Origin of the sequence: Actinomycetospora callitridis (genome assembly GCF_028737265.1) — a bacterium.
Taxonomy (GTDB): Bacteria; Actinomycetota; Actinomycetes; order Mycobacteriales; family Pseudonocardiaceae; genus Actinomycetospora; species Actinomycetospora callitridis.
The window spans coordinates 149,229-164,966 of the sequence record NZ_JAQZAK010000002.1 but is presented as its reverse complement, the minus strand read 5'-3'; the positions used below and the strand labels follow the sequence as shown (position 1 = coordinate 164,966).

Below are 15,738 nucleotides of genomic sequence, written 5' to 3'. Positions count from 1 at the left end.
GCCGCCGTACTTGTGTACAAGCATGCCCGGGCGCCCTGATTCTTCCCGGCCGATGCCTTGTCTGTAACCGTTCGTCCTCTTAGCTTGTACACAGAGCGAGGAGGTGCCGGATGTCGCAGTCGGCAGTGCGCGTGCACGAGGAGCTGCGTGCCGACATCCTCGGCGGCCGCTGCGAGCCCGGTTCGCGGCTGCGGGAGGAGGAGATCGCCGAGCGCTTCGGTCTCAGTCGCACCCCCGTTCGTGAGGCACTGCGCCGGCTGGAGGCCGACGGGCTCGTGACCGTCACCCCACACCGTGGGGCCGAGGTCGTGCGCTGGCGCGACGACGACATCGCCGAGCTCGTGGAGCTGCGAGCCCTCCTCGAGGGGCATGCCGCGCGGCGGGCCGCCATCGGTGGAGGGGTCGACCTCGTCGCGCTGACCGATCTCTGCACGCGCATGGAGGCGCAGGCGGCCAAGGGGGCGGATGCGGCAGACGGCGTCGACGAGATCACCCGCCTGAACATGGAGCTGCATCGCGCCGTCCACCGCGCCGCCGGGAAGCTGCTGCCCGACCTGCTCGTGCGGCTCATCGACGTCCCGGTGGTGCGCCGGACCTTCCACACCTACTCCGAGGCCGAGCTGCGCCGCAGCAACGCCGCGCACCGCGAGCTCGTCGAAGCCCTCGCCGCCGGCGACGGCGACTGGGCGGCCGCGGTGATGCAGGCCCACATCCGCGCGGCCGGGGCCACGCTGCGCTCGCTGCGCGACGCCGACCCCGCACCCGGAACCCACCTGGACGCCGGACAGACCGGCGACGGCGGCCGCTGACCGCCGGAACCACGACGGGAGGACCGATGGACCGAGGACGTTCCACATCGCCTGACCCGGCGCCGCACGCCGGGGGATCACCGCCTCCGGCCCGGCCGCTGCGCGAGCCGATCCGCAGGCCCCGGCTGTGGATCGCCATGGCCGTCGTGATCATTGCGGGTGTGCCCCTGTACCTGCCGACGGGCTCGATCCGCCCGCTCGTGGGTGGGGTGCCCTACTGGCTGCTGATCAGCGTCGCGGCTACGCTGGCGTTCAGTGCCCTGACGTGCTGGGCCTGCCTGCGCGACTGGAACCTCGCCGAGCCCGCCGAGGAAGCGGCCGCACGCGAGGAGGCGACGTCGTGAACGAACTGACGTTCTCCGGCACCAGCGGGGTGCTCGTCCTCTCCGCCTATGCCGTGATCATGTTGGTCATCGGGTGGTGGGCCGGGCGTGGCACCACGTCGAGCTCGGCGCGCAGCTACTACCTCTCCGGGAGCGGCCTCGGCTTCGTCGCGCTGTTCTTCACGCTCTATGCGACGCAGTACAGCGGCAACTCCATCGTCGGCTACGCGCCCGAGGCGTACCGGTCGGGCTTCACGTGGTGGCAGTCGGTGCCGTTCATGGTCGCCGTCATCGCGGCGTACCTGATCTTCGCGCCGCGGCTCTACGTCGTCGCCAAGCGCGAGGGCTTCATCACCCCCATCGACTGGGTCCGGCACCGGTTCGGCAAGGGCAAGCTGACGATCCTGGCCGCCGTGCTCATGCTCTGGGGCCTCGCCAACTACCTGCTCGAGCAGCTGGTGGCGATGGGCCAGGGGATCTCCGGGCTGACCGGCGCGACGATCCCCTACGAGGTCGGCGTCATCGCGTTCGTCCTCGTCATGCTGATCTACTCGTGGTCGGGCGGGATGCGCGCCGTGGCGCTCACCGACGTCATGCAGGGCATCGCGCTGCTCGTCGGGGTCGCGGTCCTGCTGTTCGGGGCGCTCTACCTCGTGGGCGGCGACGTCACGGGTGTGACCGCGACCTTGGCCGACACCGACCCGGAGAAGGTCGCCGTGCCCGCCACCGCCGACTCCGTCGAGTGGCTGTCGATGATCGTCCTCATCGGGTTGGGCGCTGCGGTGTACCCGCACGCGATCCAGCGCATCTACGCGGCGCGCAGCGAGCGCACGCTCAAGCGCTCCCTCGCGGTCATGGCGTGGATGCCGCTGCTGACCACCGCGGTCGTGTTCGTGGTGGGCATCGTCGGCACCCAGCTCTTCCCCGGTCTGTCCGAGGACGACTCCGAGCAGCTCGTCGGCATGATCGCCAACGAGGTCGCGGGGCTCGGTGTCTTCTTCTACATCATGATGATCCTGCTGTTCGGCGGGGTCGTGGCGGCCATCGTGTCCACCGCTGACTCGGCGCTGCTGGCGTTCTCGTCGGTGGTCGCCCGTGACGTCTACGGCCGGCACGTCAACCCGGCCGCGCCGGAGAAGCGCCAGGTGCTCGTCGGCAAGATCGCGGGAGTCGTCGCCGTCGCGATCCTCCTCGTGATCGCCTGGAACCCGCCGGGCACGCTCTACGACATCTTCGTGCTCAAGTTCGAGCTGATCGTGCAGCTCGCCCCGGTGTTCATGCTCGGCCTGTACTGGCGGCGCATGGCGGCGGGTCCGGCGTTCTGGGGGATGCTCGCCGGCGCGCTGATCGCCGGCGGCCTCACCCTCGCCGGCGTCGACGACCTCGGCGGCGTGCCGGGCGGGCTGCTCGGGCTCGCCGTGAACGTCGGGGTCTGCGTGATCGGGTCCCTGGTGGTCGGGCGCCCCGGCGACAGCCCGTCCGAGGACCCGGTGCCGGCGCAGGAGGCGACGGTCGGGGCGGCCTGAGTCCCGTGCGACGTCGCGCGCTCTCCCCGTCTCGCCGAGGCGTGCGGGGACACGACCGGACGGACCGGGCGCCGCTCAGGAGTACGCGGCGACCATCCCGACGACGACGCCCACCCCGCCGATCACGGCCACCACGGCACCCCAGAAGAGCGCCGGGCGGATGTTCCGCGTGCGCCCGGTGCCCCACATGACGACGGCGGGCAGCAGCCCGAGGACCGCGACGCCGAGGAACGGCAGGGTGAGCGCGGCGAGGACGCCCGCGGTCCCGTTGGGCACGGCGCGGTCGCCCTCCGGGCCGAGCTGGGCCGGCCGGCTCTCGCCGGGCGTCGAGTCCGGCGTGGCGTCGACGGCGATCGGGGTGCCGCCGCCGGCGGGGACGAAGGTGCCGACGCAGTCGTAGCGGCCCCTCCCGAGGTCGGTGCACTGCTCGACGGTGAGTGTCCCCGGGCTGCCGACGGCCCCCGACGCGAGCCGCACGTCCGAGATCGAGAAGGCGATCGGCATCACCCCGATCACGAGCCAGAGGACCACCAGGATCGCCTTGCCGACCGGCCCCGGGTCGCGTCGGGCGGGCCTCGGGGCGCCGAAGAGCTCCGTCACGGCGCCAGCATGGACGAGCGCCCCGCGGCTCAGGGCGCCAGGTGCGCCGTGAGGAAGGTCGTCATCGTCTCGAGGTGGCGCCGGTCGGCGGCGGGGTCGTGCGTGGGGTTGTCGGGCACCGCGAAGCCGTGGGCGGCGGGGTAGGTCTCGATCTCGGCCCGCACCCCCGCGGCGTCGAACGCGTCGCGCAGCCGCCGGTGCTGGTCGGCGTCGAAGGCGGCGTCGTCGGTGGCGGCGGCGACGTAGACGGCGGCGCGGATGCGGTCGGCGACGAGGTGGGGGCTCGTCGGGTCGTCGGCGACCGCGAGGCCCCCGCCGTGGAACGTGGCCGTGGCGGCCACCGACCCGGGATGGTGGCCGGCGGCGCGCAAGGCCATCCCGGCGCCGAAGCAGTACCCGACGGTGCCGAGGGCCGGGTCCGCGACCTCGGGTCGCCCGGCGAGCGCCGCGAGGAACGCGCCCGCGTCGTCGTCGGACTTCTCGGGCGTCAGGGCGCGGACGAGGGCCGTGAGCCGGGCGAACTCCTCGGGGTCCCCGAAGAGCGTCGTCGTGTCGAAGGGCGCGTAGGGCGTCCGGTGGTAGATGTCGGGCAGCAGCACCGCGAAACCGCGGCCGGCCAGCCGGTCGGCCATCGCGGAGAAGGTCTCCCGGACCCCGCCCGCGTCCGGGTAGTAGAGGACGCCCGGCCACGACCCGTCGCCCTCGGGCGTGTGCAGGGTCGCGGGGCAGGTCCCGTCGTGCGTCTCGATCTCGACCGCGGTGCGCGCCAAGGGATCCTCCTCCGCCGATGGTTCGGGGTGATCGTGCCGTGCGGTGCGCCCCCGGCGCGGGCGATCTCGCTGTGGGCGTAACCCGGTTCAGCGCTCGGCGAGCAGGTCGTCGAGGGAGCGCGCACGGTGCCCGGTGAGGGTCGGGATGTCGTCGGTGACGCCGTCGAGCTCCCCGCTCGCGATGGCGGTGTAGGTGCTGACCCACGCGTCGAGCTGCCAGTCGGGAGCCTGCCCGGCGCGGGAGGCGTAGGCCGCGTCCACGGTCTGGTCCTCGAACGTCACGGACCGGCCGGTGCGGCGGGAGATGACGCCCGCGGCCTCCTCGAGCGTGAGGGCCTCGGGGCCGGTGAGGCTGTAGGTCGCGCCGTCGTGCCCGCTCGGGTCGACGAGGATCGCGGCGGCCGCCTCGGCGATGTCGTCCTGGGCGACGGCCGCCACCCGACCGGTGCCGGCGGGGCCGCGGATGACGCCGTCGGCCTCGACGAGCTCGGGCAGGAAGTCGAGGTAGAAGTTGTCGCGGAGCAGCACCGTGGCCAGTCCGCTCGCGCGGAGGTGCTCCTCGGTGGCCCAGTGGTCGCGCGCGAGGGTGAAGGTCGCCGTGGGGGAGGCCCCGAAGAAGGAGACGTAGACGAGTCGGCGCACGCCGGCGGCCGCCGCCGCGTCGATGAACGTCCGGTGCTGCTCGACGCGGTCGGGCGTCTCGGAGCCGGAGACCATGAGGACCGTCTCCACGCCGTCGAGGGCGGTCCGGACCAGCTCGGGTTCGTCGTAGGCGCACCGGACGGGGACGGCGCCCGCGAGGTCCGGCGCACGCTCGGGGCTCCGGACGGCCAGCCGCTGGGCCACGCCGCGCGCGGCGAGCAGCCGCGCCACGCGCCCCCCGAGACGCCCCGTCGCTCCGGTGACCGCGATCCCCGGCCGTCCGTCCTCGCCCATCCGGCGTCTCCCTGTGCTCGGCTCCTTCGGTGATCGCGGCAACACCGACGGCAGGCCGTGTCTTCCGGGGCCGGCCCGGCTCAGCGGACCGGGTCCCGCGACGCCGCGGTCTCGGTGAGCATCGTGCGGACGAGGCCGTGGTCGATCTGGTCGACGCGACGGAACCGGACGCAGCCCTTGCCGACGTCCAGGTGCGCGAGCTCGTCGCGGTGGCGGTCGAGGACGTCGGCGCGCATCACGTACAGCGCCAGGTGCTGCTTCTGGCTCGCGAAGGCCAGCTCCGTCTCGCCGTCGCGCACGTAGGCGGGCATCCCGTGCCGGATCTCCTCGGAGAAGCCGGGCAGGCACTGCCGGCAGTCGCGGCGGAGCGCCCGCAGCGCGTCCTGGCGGCCGGGCGCGGCGGCCGCGATGTAGGCGTCGACGTCCTCGTGTACGGCCACGGCGTCGGTCCTACCAGGAGCGACGTCCCGCGGTCAGCTGCTGCGCGGAGGACATCTCGCGAACCGGGCACGGCCTTGACCTCGACCGCGGTCGAGTTCTTACCGTTCTGACCGGTTCGCGAGGTCCATCCGGATGGCCGAAGGAGCAGAGGCAGTGATCGTCACCGTCGCCAGGGTCACCGACCCGGATCGCTTTCTGGACGTCTTCGAGAACGTCGGGGTGGAGAAGCGGCGCGAGCACGGCTGCCGTGCCGCCCGGGCCTACGTCGATCCCGACGACCCGCACCGGCTGTGGTCCGTCTTCGACTGGGATCAGGAGGACTACGACGGGTTCCTCGCGGACCCGGCGATCCCGGCGATCGCACGACAACTCGGACTCCAGGGGCCACCCGTCCGTGTCGTCCCCGCGCGTCAGCTCGACGCCTGACCGTACGGCACTCGGTCAGTAGTACCAGGGGTACGGGCTCCAGTCGGGCGTCCGCTTCCCCAGGAACGCCTCCTTGCCCTCGGTGGCCTCGTCGGTCATGTAGGCGAGGCGGGTGGTCTCGCCCGCGAAGAGCTGCTGGCCGACGAGGCCGTCGTCGGGGAGGTTGAACGCGTACTTGAGCATCCGCTGGGCCTGCGGCGACTTCCCGAGGATCTCGCGGGCCCACTGGATCGCCGTGGTCTCCAGCTCGGCGTGCGGGACGGACTCGTTCACCGCGCCCATCGCGTGCATCTGCTCGGCGGTGTACGTCCGGCCGAGGAAGAAGATCTCGCGAGCGAACTTCTGGCCGACCGCGCGGGCGAGGTAGGCCGACCCGAACGCGGCGTCGAAGCTCCCGACGTCCGCGTCGGTCTGCTTGAACCGGGCGTGCTCGGCGCTGGCCAGCGTGAGGTCGGCGACGGCGTGCAGCGAGTGCCCGCCGCCGGCCGCCCACCCGTTGACGACGGCGATGACGACCTTGGGCATGAACCGGATCAGGCGCTGGCACTCCAGGATGTGCAGCCGCCCGGCCCGCCCCTTCTCGTCGGCGCCGACCTCGGTCTCGGACTCCGCGTACTGGTAGCCCGTGCGCCCGCGGATCCGCTGGTCGCCGCCCGAGCAGAAGGCGTGCCCGCCGTCCCTGCTCGACGGGCCGTTCCCGGTGAGGAGGACGGCGCCGACGTCGGCGCTCGTGCGGGCGTGCTCGAGGGCGGTGGCGAGCTCGTCGACGGTGTGGGGACGGAACGCGTTGCGCACCTCGGGACGGTCGAACGCGATCCGCACGCAGCCCAGCTCGACGTGGCGGTGGTAGGTGATGTCGGTGAAGCTCGCGACCTCGCGCCACACGGACGGATCGAACAGCGGGGCGTCGGCGTCGACCATGGGCGCGAGCCTAGGAGCGAGCGTGCGTACCCACCCGGCGGGAGACGCTTCGGACATCGAAGCGTCCTGACGACGGGAGTCGCGACCCCGGGTGTCGTGGACGCGCGCCATACTCCCGCCATGGCCTACGACGGGGAGCTCGCCGACCGGCTGCGGGCGCTGCTGGAGGGCGAGGAGCACCTCACCGAGAAGCGGATGTTCGGCGGGCTCGCGTTCCTGCTCGACGGGCACATGGCGCTCGCCGCGAACTCCCGGGGCGAGCTCATGGTCCGCATCCACCCGAGCCGAGCGGACGACCTGCTGGCCCGGCCCGGTGTCCGGCCCATGGTCATGCGCGGGAAGCCGATGAGCGGCTGGCTGGACGTCGACGCCACCACGATCGACGACGCGATGCTGCAGGGATGGGTGGACGAGGGCGTGTCCTACGTGCGCTCGCTGCCCCCGAAGTGAGCGCGCACCGCCGACCGGTCCGGCTTCCCGATCCCGCGGAGGGGCAGCGCGTCGAGCACGGCCACCGACCGCGGCGCCGCCCGCCCGAGGCCCGGGGCGACGGCGGCGCGCAGGGCCTCGGGGTCGAGGTCGTCGCCCACGACGGCGGCGACGACCCGCGACCCCCACTCGGGATCGGGCACGCCGACGACGCACGCCTCGCGGACGCCGGCCTGCGCGAGCAGCGCGCGCTCCACCGTCGCCGGCGCGACCTTCTCCCCGCCGGTGACGATGACGTCGTCCGCGCGCCCGAGCACCCGGAGACGGCCGTCCGCCCTCCACGCCCCGAGGTCGTGGGTGCGGAACCCGTCCTCGGTGAACGCCGCGCGGTCCGCCTCGGACACCGCGCCCCGGTACCCGGCGGCGACCGTCGCGCCCCCCAGCCGGATGCGTCCGTCCTCCTCGAGCGTCACCGTGACGCCGTCGAGTGGACGCCCGTCGTAGACGCACCCGCCGCAGGTCTCGCTCATCCCGTACGTCGTCACGAGGCGAACGCCCGCGGCGCGGGCGCGCTCCAACACGGACGGGTCCGCGGCCGCACCGCCGAGCAGGACCGCGGTGAAGGTGCGCAGCGCGTCGAGCGCGGGCCCGCCGGCGTCGAGCAGGCGCAGGAGCTGGGTCGGGACGAGTGACGTGTAGGCCGCGCCGGAGCGGTTGACCGCCTCCGCGAACGCCTCGGGACGGAAGCCCTCGCGCAGGTCCATCACGGCGGCGGGAGCGCCGACGCGGGCCGAGCGCAGCAGCACCTGCAGGCCGGCGATGTGGTGGGCGGGCAGCGCGAGCAGCCACCGGCCGGGCGGTCCGAGCCGGGCGTACGTCGCGTCGGCCGAGGCCCGCAGGGCGTCGGCGGGCAGCAGGACGGCCTTCGGGGCGCCGGTGGAGCCGGTGGTGGTGACCACGGCGGCGACGGCGTCGTCGACCGGCGCGAGCAGGTCGTCGGTCGGGGCCGGGTCCCCGGGACCGGTCGGGAGCACGGCCGGCCCGTCGCCCTCGAGCGCCGCCAGGGCCGTAGCACCGAGGCGCGCGGCGGCGTCCGGGCTCCCGTCGGTCGGGACGGTCTCGACGGCGCGCACCGACCTAGGGTAGGCGGGTGATGGGTCCCGCATCGGTCGTCGCCCTGCCCCTGCGGACGCGGTTCCGAGGGATCACGACGCGCGAGCTCGCGCTGGTCGAGGGCCCGGCCGGGTGGGGCGAGTTCTGCCCGTTCGTCGAGTACGACGACGCCGAGGCGCTGGCGTGGTGGCGCTGCGCGCAGGAGGCCGCGCACGAGGGATGGCCCGCCCCCGTGCGCGAGCGGGTCGAGGTCAACACCACGGTGCCGGCGGTCGGGCCGGAGCACGCGCACCGGATCGTCGCCGCGTCGGGGGCGCGGACGGCCAAGGTCAAGGTCGCGGAGAAGGGCCAGCACGCGGCTCACGACCTCGCCCGCGTCGAGGCGGTGCGCGACGCGCTGGGGCCGAGCGGCAAGGTCCGCGTCGACGCCAACGGCGGGTGGGACGTCGACGGCGCCGTCGACGCGATCCGGGCGCTCGCCCGGGCCGCCGGCGGGCTGGAGTACGTCGAGCAGCCGTGCGCGTCGGTCGACGAGCTCGCCGCGGTGCGCCGCCGCGTCGACGTCCCGGTGGCCGCCGACGAGTCGATCCGCCGGGCCGAGGACCCGCTGCTGGTGGTGCGCGCCGAGGCCGCCGACGTCGCGGTGCTCAAGGTCGCGCCGCTCGGGGGCGTGCGCGCCGCGCTCCGGATGGCCGAGGAGATCGGCCTCCCGTGCGTGGTGTCGTCGGCGGTCGAGAGCTCGGTGGGCCTCGCGGCGGGTCTCGCGCTGGCCGGTGCGCTCCCCGACCTGCCCTACGCCTGCGGCCTCGGCACCGCCGACCTGCTCGCCGCCGACGTCGTCACGGCCCCGCTGCACCCGGTGGCCGGCGTCCTGGACGTGCCCCGGCACCCGCCCGTCCCCGACCCGGAACTCCTGGCGCGTTACGACGCGGATCCGGACGCGCAGCAGTGGTGGACCGCCCGGCTGCGCCGGGTGCAGGCTCTCGCCGGGACGCCCGCCCCAGGAACCAGCCCCAGCACGAGGAGCACGCCGAGATGACCGACAGGGACGACCGCCTCGAGGCCGGCCGCGAGATCGTGCGCGCCAAGGAGGCCGCGGGGGTCAGCTGGGCGAAGCTCGCCGAGGCCCTCGACCGGTCGCTGGTGTGGACGACGTCGGCGCTGCTCGGCCAGCAGCCGCTCGACGCGACGCAGGCCACCACCGTCGCGAAGCTGCTCGACCTCGACGAGGAGACCGTCGAGGCCCTCCTCCTGCCCCCGGTGCGCGGCGACGCCGCCATGGACCCGACCGAGCCCGTCACCTACCGGCTCCAGGAGGCCCTGCAGGTGTACGGCACGAGCCTCCACGAGCTCATCCGCGAGGAGTTCGGCGACGGCATCATGAGTGCCATCGACTTCACCCTCGACTTCGAGCGCGTCGAGGATCCGAAGGGCGACCGGGTCAAGCTGACGTTCAACGGCAAGTTCCTGCCCTACAAGGTGTGGTAAAGCCCCCGACACGCCGGTGACGGCTGAGGGGGTCGCTCCGTGCTCGCGAGTAGCGTGCGGAGCGTGACCGCCGCGCCCCCGCACAAGACGGCGCCCTCGCCCGACGAGGACGCCGCGACGGGTGCGGCTGCGTCCGATCCGCGCCCCGCCGGGTCCGACGCGGGCCCCGGTGCCGGCGCCGGTGCCGGCGCCGACCCCCGCCTCGAGCACGGCCCGCCCGAGCACGTCCGGACGGCGTTCGGGGTGCGCGAGGCGGTGCCGCGGCCGCGCCCGGACCTGCCCGGTCCGGCATGGCGCTGCGACGCGCTGGTGCTGCGCCCGGTGGCCGACACCGTGCTCGCCGCATGGTCGGCCGGCGCGATCGAGGAGCTGGGCACCGCCGGCGTCGACGGCCTGCGCCTGGCCCGTCCGGTCCGCGCGAGCGACGGCCGACGGGTCGTGGCCGGCTGGGCCGCGAGCCACGACGTCCCCGGCCGGGTCGAGCCGCGCCACGACGACGTGATCGCCGCGTCCCTGCGCCTGCACCGTGCCACCGCGCGCCTCGAGCGCCCGCGCCTGGTCGACGACCGCGACGACCTGCTCGCCCGCGCCGACCGCGCCGCGTTCGGCGAGCGCAAGCCCCCGCTGGACCCCGAGACCGGCGGGACGTTGTTCGCCGAGCTCGCGCGCCGTCGTCGTCCCCTGGAGCGGCCGTCGCAGCTGGTGCACGGTGACCTCTTCGGCACGGTGCTGTTCGACCCGTCCGACCCGAGCGCGCCGCCGGCCGTGCTCGACCTCGTGCCGTTCTGGCGGCCCGTCGAGTGGGCGGCGGCGGTCGTCGTCATCGACGCCCTGGCCTGGGGCGGCGCCGATCCCGGCATCCTCACGCGCTGGTCGCACCTCGCGGAGTGGCCGCAGATGCTGCTGCACGCGCTGCTGTTCCGCCTGGCCGTCCACGCGCAGCACCCGTCCTGCACCCGCGAGTCGCTCCACGGGCTCGAGCACGCCGCACGCCTCGTCGGCAGCCTCCTGCCCTATTAGGGAGCCACCCGCCCCGGTGACGAGCCCCGCACGCGGGTTCGTCCCGTCGCAACACGCGGTCATCGGCATGTAACACGCGGTTCCTACCGTCCGCCGTCATGACCGCATCCCCGGCCCCCTCTCCGGCCCAGCAGGGCGGCAGCCTGCTGCGTGGACGCTGGATCGACGACTGGCGTCCCGAGGACGAGTCGTTCTGGCAGAGCACGGGCAAGAAGATCGCGAACCGGAACCTGTGGTTCTCGGTGCTCTCGGAGCACATCGGGTTCTCGATCTGGTCGATGTGGTCGGTCCTCGTGCTCTTCATGCCCGAGGCGACCTACCACATCGACACCGCCGGCAAGTTCTTCCTCGTCTCCGTGCCCACCCTCGTCGGGTCGGTGCTGCGCCTGCCCTACACGATGGCGGTGGCGGTCTTCGGCGGACGGAACTGGACGATCATCAGCGCCGCGCTGCTGCTGGTCCCCACGATCCTCGCCGCGTTCGTCATGCACCCGGGCACCTCGTACACGACGTTCATGGTCGTCGCGGTCTTCGCGGGGGTCGGCGGCGGCAACTTCGCCTCGTCGATGACGAACATCAACGCGTTCTTCCCGGAGAAGCAGAAGGGCGCCGCGCTCGGCATCAACGCCGGCGGCGGCAACCTCGGCGTCGCGGTCGTGCAGCTCATCGGGCTGCTGATCATCGCGACCGCCGGCACCGGCGCGCCGCGGATCCTGCTCGGGATCTACATCCCGCTGATCGTCGTCGCGGTCCTGTGCTCGGCGCTGTTCATGGACAACCTGACCTCGGTGCGCAACGACTCCGGCGCGCTCAAGGAGGCCACCCGCGACGCGCAGACCTGGATCCTCTCCTTCCTCTACATCGGGACGTTCGGGTCGTTCATCGGCTACAGCTTCGCGTTCGGCCTGGTGCTGCAGAACCAGTTCGACCGCACCCCGCTGCAGGCGGCGGCGGTCACGTTCATCGGCCCGCTGCTCGGCTCGCTGATCCGCCCCGTCGGCGGCTGGCTCTCCGACCGCGTCGGCGGCACGAGGGTGACGTTCTGGAACTTCGTGGCGATGGCCGCGTCGTCGCTGATCTGCATCTGGGCCTCCGCGATCGAGTCCCTGGTGATCTTCACGATCGGCTTCGTGCTGCTGTTCATCACCTCGGGCATCGGCAACGGCTCGGTCTACAAGATGATCCCGGCCGTCTTCCGCACCAAGGCGCTCGCGGCGTCCGAGGAGCGCGGGTGGGACACCGCGGAGGCCCTGCTGTGGGCGCGCCGCATCTCCGGGGCGGTCATCGGCATCGCCGGCGCGATCGGGGCGTTCGGCGGCCTGCTGATCAACCTCGCGTTCCGGTCGTCGTTCCGGACGGCGGGCAGCGGCACCCCGGCGTTCTGGTCGTTCGTCGCCTTCTACGCCGTCTGCTTCGTCGTGACCTACGTGGTCTACATGCGCTCCCGCAAGGCCGCGACCGACCCGACGACCGGGCAGCGGATGTCCTACGCGGAGGTGTGAGGCGTGACGGCTGCGGAGCCGCGCACCGTGGTCGCCGTGGCCACCTATCCTGTGCGGGTGGTGTCAGCGGTGGTGGAGGTCGGTCGGTCGTGAGCGCGCAGACGCTCGCGGGATGGCGCGTCGGTGTGACGGCCGACCGCCGCGCCGACGACCAGCTCGACCTGCTGCGGCGCAAGGGCGCGGAGGTGCTGCACGGCCCGACGATGCGGATCGTGCCGCTGTCGGACGACGCCCGGCTCGCCTCGGTGACGCGGGAGTTGTTGGCCGACCCGCCCGCGGTCGTCGTCGCCACCACCGGGCAGGGCTTCCGCGGCTGGCTCGAGGTGGCGTCGGACTGGGGGCTGGGCGACGCCCTGCACGCGATGCTGGGCTCGGCGACGCTGCTCGCGCGCGGCCCGAAGGCGCGCGGGGCGATCCGTGGCGCCGGGCTGCGCGAGGCGTGGTCGGCCGACGAGACGGAGTCGTCGCCGGAGGTCCTGACGCACCTGCTCGACGAGGGCGTCGACGGCCGGCGCATCGCGGTGCAGCTGCACGGCGACCCGATGACCGACTTCCTCGCCGCCCTGCGCTCGGCCGGCGCCGACGTGGTGACCGTGGCCGTGTACCGCTGGGAGCCGCCGCCGGACCTGCCCGCCGTCGACACGCTGCTCGACGCGATCGTGGCCCGCGAGGTGGACACCGTGACGTTCACCAGCGCGCCGGCGGTCGAGGGGCTCGTCCACCGTGCCGAGGGCCGGGGCATGCGCGACGAGGTGCTCGCGGCGCTGCGCTCGGGCGAGGTCCTGGCGTGCTGCGTCGGACCGGTCACCGCCGCGCCGCTGGAGCGCCTCGGCGTCGTCGGCATCGCGCCGGAGCGCTTCCGGCTCGGGGCGATGGTGAAGCGCTTGGAGGAGCACGCCGCCGTGCTGGCCCGTCCGTGACGGCCCCCGCGCTGCTGCTGCTCGCCCACGGCACCGAGGACCCCGCCGGGCAGGCCACCTGGGACCGGCTCGTGTCGGCGGTGGACCGGGCGCTGCCCGGGATCGAGGTGCGGCTGGCGTACGCGGGGGTGGCGGTCCCGTCCCTGCCGGACGTGCTGGTCGAGCTGCCCGGCCCCGTGGTCGTCGTGCCCGCGTTCCTCGCCTCCGGGTTCCACGTGCGGGTCGACGTGCCCGAGCAGCTCGCGGCGACCGGTCGTCAGGACGTCGTCGTGGCCGAGCCGTTCGGGCCCGACCCGGCGCTGGTCGGCGTGCTGCTCGACCGGCTCACCGAGGCCGGCGCGGAGACCGGCGACACCGTGGTGCTGGCCGCGGCGGGGTCGACCGACCCCGTGGCGCAGGGCGACCTGCGCACCGCCGCCGCGCTGCTGACCGCGCGGGTGGGCCACGACGTGCCGGTGGGCTACATCGCCGGCGGCGAGCCGCGGGTCGCGTCGGTGGTCGAGTCCGCCGCGGCGCGGGGCCCCCGCAGCGTGATCGCGACCTGGCTGCTCGCGCCCGGTGCCTTCCACCGCTGGCTCTCCTCGGCGGGCGCCGCGCTGGTGGCCGAGCCCCTCGGGGACCACCCGGACGTCGTCGGCGTGGCCGTCGCGCGCTACCGGGCGGCGGTCGGGGCGTGAGCGTGGGTCTCGCGGTGCACCTCTACGACTCCGGCGGGCGCTGGATCGCGTGGTACCGCCCGGGGATGCCGTACGTGTGGAACACCCGGGACCGCTGGATCGGCTGGTTCCCGTGGTCGCACGAGTCGTCGCCCGAGCCGCGCGACGACGTCCTCGATCCCTCCGACCGCTACCTCGGCACGGTCGTCGGCGACCGTCTGCTGGCCCGCACGGCCCGCCGGCCGCGATCGATCCCCGCGAGGGTCCCGGAGCCCCAGCGTCCGGTCGGCCCACCCGACATCGACCGGGCGATGGCGCTGCCACCTCCGATCGGGTTCATCGACATCGCCACTCACCGCCTTCTCGGCAACTGAGAGCCACCCCGATGTTTACGGTTCGTCACGAAAGGGTGATGCTAGGCGCATGCTCGCACGCGTCATCGGGACCATCGTGATCATCCTGGTGCTGTTCGCGATCGTCTCCGACCCCCAGGAGGCCGCCTCCACCACCCGTGGCGGCGCCTCGACCCTGGCCGACGCGGGCACCTCGATCACCGTGTTCCTGTCGAGCGTCGTCAACAACCTCGCCGTCGCCACCGGCTCGTCGTCCTCGACCACGACCACCTACCCCGCCGGCGCCGTCGAGACCGGCGACGGCTCCACCCCGATCGACCCGTAGCGCCGGGGGCGGGGCTGGGAGTGCAAGCGCTGCGTCCACGCTTGCACTCAGCGCCAGGAAATCCGCTTCGTCACCGGGCACTGAGATCAGGCGCTCTCGGGTAGGTCGCGCGGAAAGATCGCACGCGGTGGCGGCAGCATCGCCGCCACGGCGAGGGCATCCAGCACGTCCTGGTGAGTACCCGCGGAGTCGCCGTGCACCTGGCTGGGGCGGGTCCCGAGGACGTGGAGCCCGATACCCGTGAGGGCCCGACGCCGGCGCGCCGTGTCTTCCACCTGTTCGGGCGTGGCGAAGTGTGCTTCGACGGAGTCGATCTCCCAGGCGAACCCCAGCTCCTCGACGAGGACGTCGACGATGGCGACGAACCGGCCGCGATCGTCGAGGACGCGTGCGTTGAACCGGGCCTGCGGGAGGTCGGGGTGGGCGAGCCACCATTCCCGAGCTGTGAACTCCGCGGCGGAACGCACGCCGTCGGCGACCGCTCGCAGCACCGCTCGGGGCGTGGCGCTGCCCTTCCGGCACCCGGCGTCGAGTTCCTGGCGCAGGTGCTCGACGAACAGCATCCGGCGCTGCACCGGCTCGGCGAGCAGGCTCGCGATGTCCTCGGTGTCCTTCAACCGGCGCACGGCGTCGAGCACGGCACGGGCGAGCGGGGCGACCGGCAGGCCGTCGCGCAGCACAGCGCGCGGCATCCGCTCGGTGCGCTCCACCACGATGTGCCCGACGCTCCGCACCTGACGGGACTGCGGCACGAGGATGTGGACCCGGACCGGCGCCGGGCCGCGCCGCAATCCGTGGTGTCGGACGGCGGAGAGCCCGGTCAGCACCGCGTCGGGGCCACCGTGCAGAAGGGCCGCGATCTCGAGCTGGCGGACGCTCGGCTCGCCGTTGTGGAGGGCGACGATGCCCGGGGCGAGCAGCTGCCAGGGGCCGCCGTCGCGACACCGACGGTAGACCGTGCTCTCGGGTACGCCGAGCGCCACGAGCGCGAGCGCCGCGATCACTCCGTGGTCGCTCGCCGCCAGCAGCCTGTCGGGCTCGTCGGCCCAGGTTCCTCGTCGCACGTCGCCACGGTCGGCCAGATCCTCGTCGCGGGTGAACTTCGACGTCCGACCCTGTGGACGAGTTCGAGGGATGGGGATGGCGCCCAGCGCAGCCGGCCGGTGCTCGCCAACGACGA

At 73.9% G+C, this 15,738-nt stretch carries 20 protein-coding genes; 13 read left to right on the top strand and 7 right to left on the bottom strand.

Features of this window, described 5'->3' with window-relative positions; translation table 11 throughout:
- Positions 1 to 110: 110 nt before the first annotated feature.
- The 3 genes from PH191_RS06720 to PH191_RS06710 all read left to right on the top strand — a co-directional run bounded on the left by PH191_RS06720 (position 111) and on the right by PH191_RS06710 (position 2,658).
- Positions 111 to 809 (top strand): GntR family transcriptional regulator, encoded by a 699-nt coding sequence (locus PH191_RS06720; protein ID WP_274193853.1) that lies wholly within the window; start codon positions 111 to 113, stop codon positions 807 to 809.
- A 137-nt stretch (positions 810 to 946) separates the two neighbouring features.
- The gene (locus PH191_RS06715) at positions 947 to 1,153 is read left to right on the top strand and encodes a hypothetical protein (protein WP_274193852.1); all 207 of its coding nucleotides are present in this window, start codon (positions 947 to 949) and stop codon (positions 1,151 to 1,153) included.
- Complete coding sequence (locus PH191_RS06710; protein WP_274193851.1) at positions 1,150 to 2,658, top strand: sodium:solute symporter family protein; 1,509 nt, start codon at positions 1,150 to 1,152, stop codon at positions 2,656 to 2,658. The genes PH191_RS06715 and PH191_RS06710 overlap by 4 nt, the downstream gene beginning before the upstream one ends.
- 75 nt (positions 2,659 to 2,733) lie before the next feature.
- Here PH191_RS06710 and PH191_RS06705 read toward each other — a convergent pair whose 3' ends face one another.
- The 4 genes from PH191_RS06705 to PH191_RS06690 all read right to left on the bottom strand — a co-directional run bounded on the left by PH191_RS06705 (position 2,734) and on the right by PH191_RS06690 (position 5,404).
- Complete coding sequence (locus PH191_RS06705) at positions 2,734 to 3,258, bottom strand: hypothetical protein (RefSeq protein ID WP_274193850.1); 525 nt, start codon at positions 3,256 to 3,258, stop codon at positions 2,734 to 2,736.
- A gap of 29 nt (positions 3,259 to 3,287) precedes the next feature.
- A complete protein-coding gene (locus tag PH191_RS06700) occupies positions 3,288 to 4,028 on the bottom strand; it encodes a dienelactone hydrolase family protein (RefSeq protein ID WP_274193849.1) in 741 nt (246 codons plus the stop codon).
- 87 nt (positions 4,029 to 4,115) lie between these two features.
- Entirely contained in the window at positions 4,116 to 4,964 is an 849-nt protein-coding gene (locus PH191_RS06695) for an SDR family oxidoreductase (protein WP_274193848.1), read from the bottom strand.
- An 80-nt stretch (positions 4,965 to 5,044) separates the two neighbouring features.
- Positions 5,045 to 5,404 carry an iron chaperone gene (locus PH191_RS06690; protein WP_274193847.1) on the bottom strand — a complete coding sequence of 120 codons (360 nt, stop codon included), beginning with the start codon at positions 5,402 to 5,404 and terminating at the stop codon, positions 5,045 to 5,047.
- A gap of 154 nt (positions 5,405 to 5,558) precedes the next feature.
- On the opposite strand from PH191_RS06690, the gene PH191_RS06685 reads away from it, so the two are divergent.
- On the top strand, positions 5,559 to 5,831 hold the full coding sequence (locus tag PH191_RS06685; protein ID WP_274193846.1) for an antibiotic biosynthesis monooxygenase family protein: 273 nt from the start codon (positions 5,559 to 5,561) through the stop codon (positions 5,829 to 5,831).
- Between the two features lie 15 nt (positions 5,832 to 5,846).
- Here PH191_RS06685 and PH191_RS06680 read toward each other — a convergent pair whose 3' ends face one another.
- Positions 5,847 to 6,752, bottom strand: coding sequence for a 1,4-dihydroxy-2-naphthoyl-CoA synthase (locus tag PH191_RS06680; RefSeq protein WP_274193845.1), 906 nt, complete (start codon positions 6,750 to 6,752; stop codon positions 5,847 to 5,849).
- 120 nt (positions 6,753 to 6,872) lie between these two features.
- Between PH191_RS06680 and PH191_RS06675 the strand changes: the two genes are divergently transcribed.
- Positions 6,873 to 7,202 (top strand): TfoX/Sxy family protein, encoded by a 330-nt coding sequence (locus PH191_RS06675; protein ID WP_274193844.1) that lies wholly within the window; start codon positions 6,873 to 6,875, stop codon positions 7,200 to 7,202.
- Here PH191_RS06675 and menE read toward each other — a convergent pair.
- Positions 7,175 to 8,314, bottom strand: coding sequence for an o-succinylbenzoate--CoA ligase (gene menE, locus PH191_RS06670; protein ID WP_274193843.1), 1,140 nt, complete (start codon positions 8,312 to 8,314; stop codon positions 7,175 to 7,177). The genes PH191_RS06675 and menE overlap by 28 nt on opposite strands.
- Before the next feature lie 20 nt (positions 8,315 to 8,334).
- Between menE and PH191_RS06665 the strand changes: the two genes are divergently transcribed.
- The 8 genes from PH191_RS06665 to PH191_RS06630 all read left to right on the top strand — a co-directional run bounded on the left by PH191_RS06665 (position 8,335) and on the right by PH191_RS06630 (position 14,558).
- Positions 8,335 to 9,333, top strand: coding sequence for an o-succinylbenzoate synthase (locus PH191_RS06665; protein ID WP_274194677.1), 999 nt, complete (start codon positions 8,335 to 8,337; stop codon positions 9,331 to 9,333).
- Entirely contained in the window at positions 9,330 to 9,782 is a 453-nt protein-coding gene (cynS, locus tag PH191_RS06660) for a cyanase (protein ID WP_274193842.1), read from the top strand. Before PH191_RS06665 ends, cynS begins: the two co-directional genes overlap by 4 nt.
- A gap of 63 nt (positions 9,783 to 9,845) precedes the next feature.
- Positions 9,846 to 10,802, top strand: coding sequence for a TIGR02569 family protein (locus PH191_RS06655; RefSeq protein ID WP_274193841.1), 957 nt, complete (start codon positions 9,846 to 9,848; stop codon positions 10,800 to 10,802).
- Between the two features lie 98 nt (positions 10,803 to 10,900).
- Complete coding sequence (locus PH191_RS06650) at positions 10,901 to 12,304, top strand: nitrate/nitrite transporter (protein ID WP_274193840.1); 1,404 nt, start codon at positions 10,901 to 10,903, stop codon at positions 12,302 to 12,304.
- 89 nt (positions 12,305 to 12,393) lie between these two features.
- Positions 12,394 to 13,224, top strand: a complete 831-nt coding sequence (locus PH191_RS06645) for a uroporphyrinogen-III synthase (RefSeq protein ID WP_274193839.1) — start codon at positions 12,394 to 12,396, stop codon at positions 13,222 to 13,224.
- Positions 13,221 to 13,901 (top strand): sirohydrochlorin chelatase, encoded by a 681-nt coding sequence (locus PH191_RS06640; RefSeq protein ID WP_274193838.1) that lies wholly within the window; start codon positions 13,221 to 13,223, stop codon positions 13,899 to 13,901. The genes PH191_RS06645 and PH191_RS06640 overlap by 4 nt, the downstream gene beginning before the upstream one ends.
- Positions 13,898 to 14,254: a hypothetical protein gene (locus tag PH191_RS06635; RefSeq protein ID WP_274193837.1), complete on the top strand. Its 357-nt coding sequence runs from the start codon at positions 13,898 to 13,900 to the stop codon at positions 14,252 to 14,254. Before PH191_RS06640 ends, PH191_RS06635 begins: the two co-directional genes overlap by 4 nt.
- 49 nt (positions 14,255 to 14,303) lie before the next feature.
- Positions 14,304 to 14,558 (top strand): hypothetical protein, encoded by a 255-nt coding sequence (locus PH191_RS06630; RefSeq protein ID WP_274193836.1) that lies wholly within the window; start codon positions 14,304 to 14,306, stop codon positions 14,556 to 14,558.
- An 86-nt stretch (positions 14,559 to 14,644) separates the two neighbouring features.
- On the opposite strand, the gene PH191_RS06625 is transcribed toward PH191_RS06630, so the two are convergent.
- On the bottom strand, positions 14,645 to 15,622 hold the full coding sequence (locus PH191_RS06625; RefSeq protein WP_274193835.1) for a type IV toxin-antitoxin system AbiEi family antitoxin: 978 nt from the start codon (positions 15,620 to 15,622) through the stop codon (positions 14,645 to 14,647).
- Positions 15,623 to 15,738 lie beyond the last annotated feature (116 nt).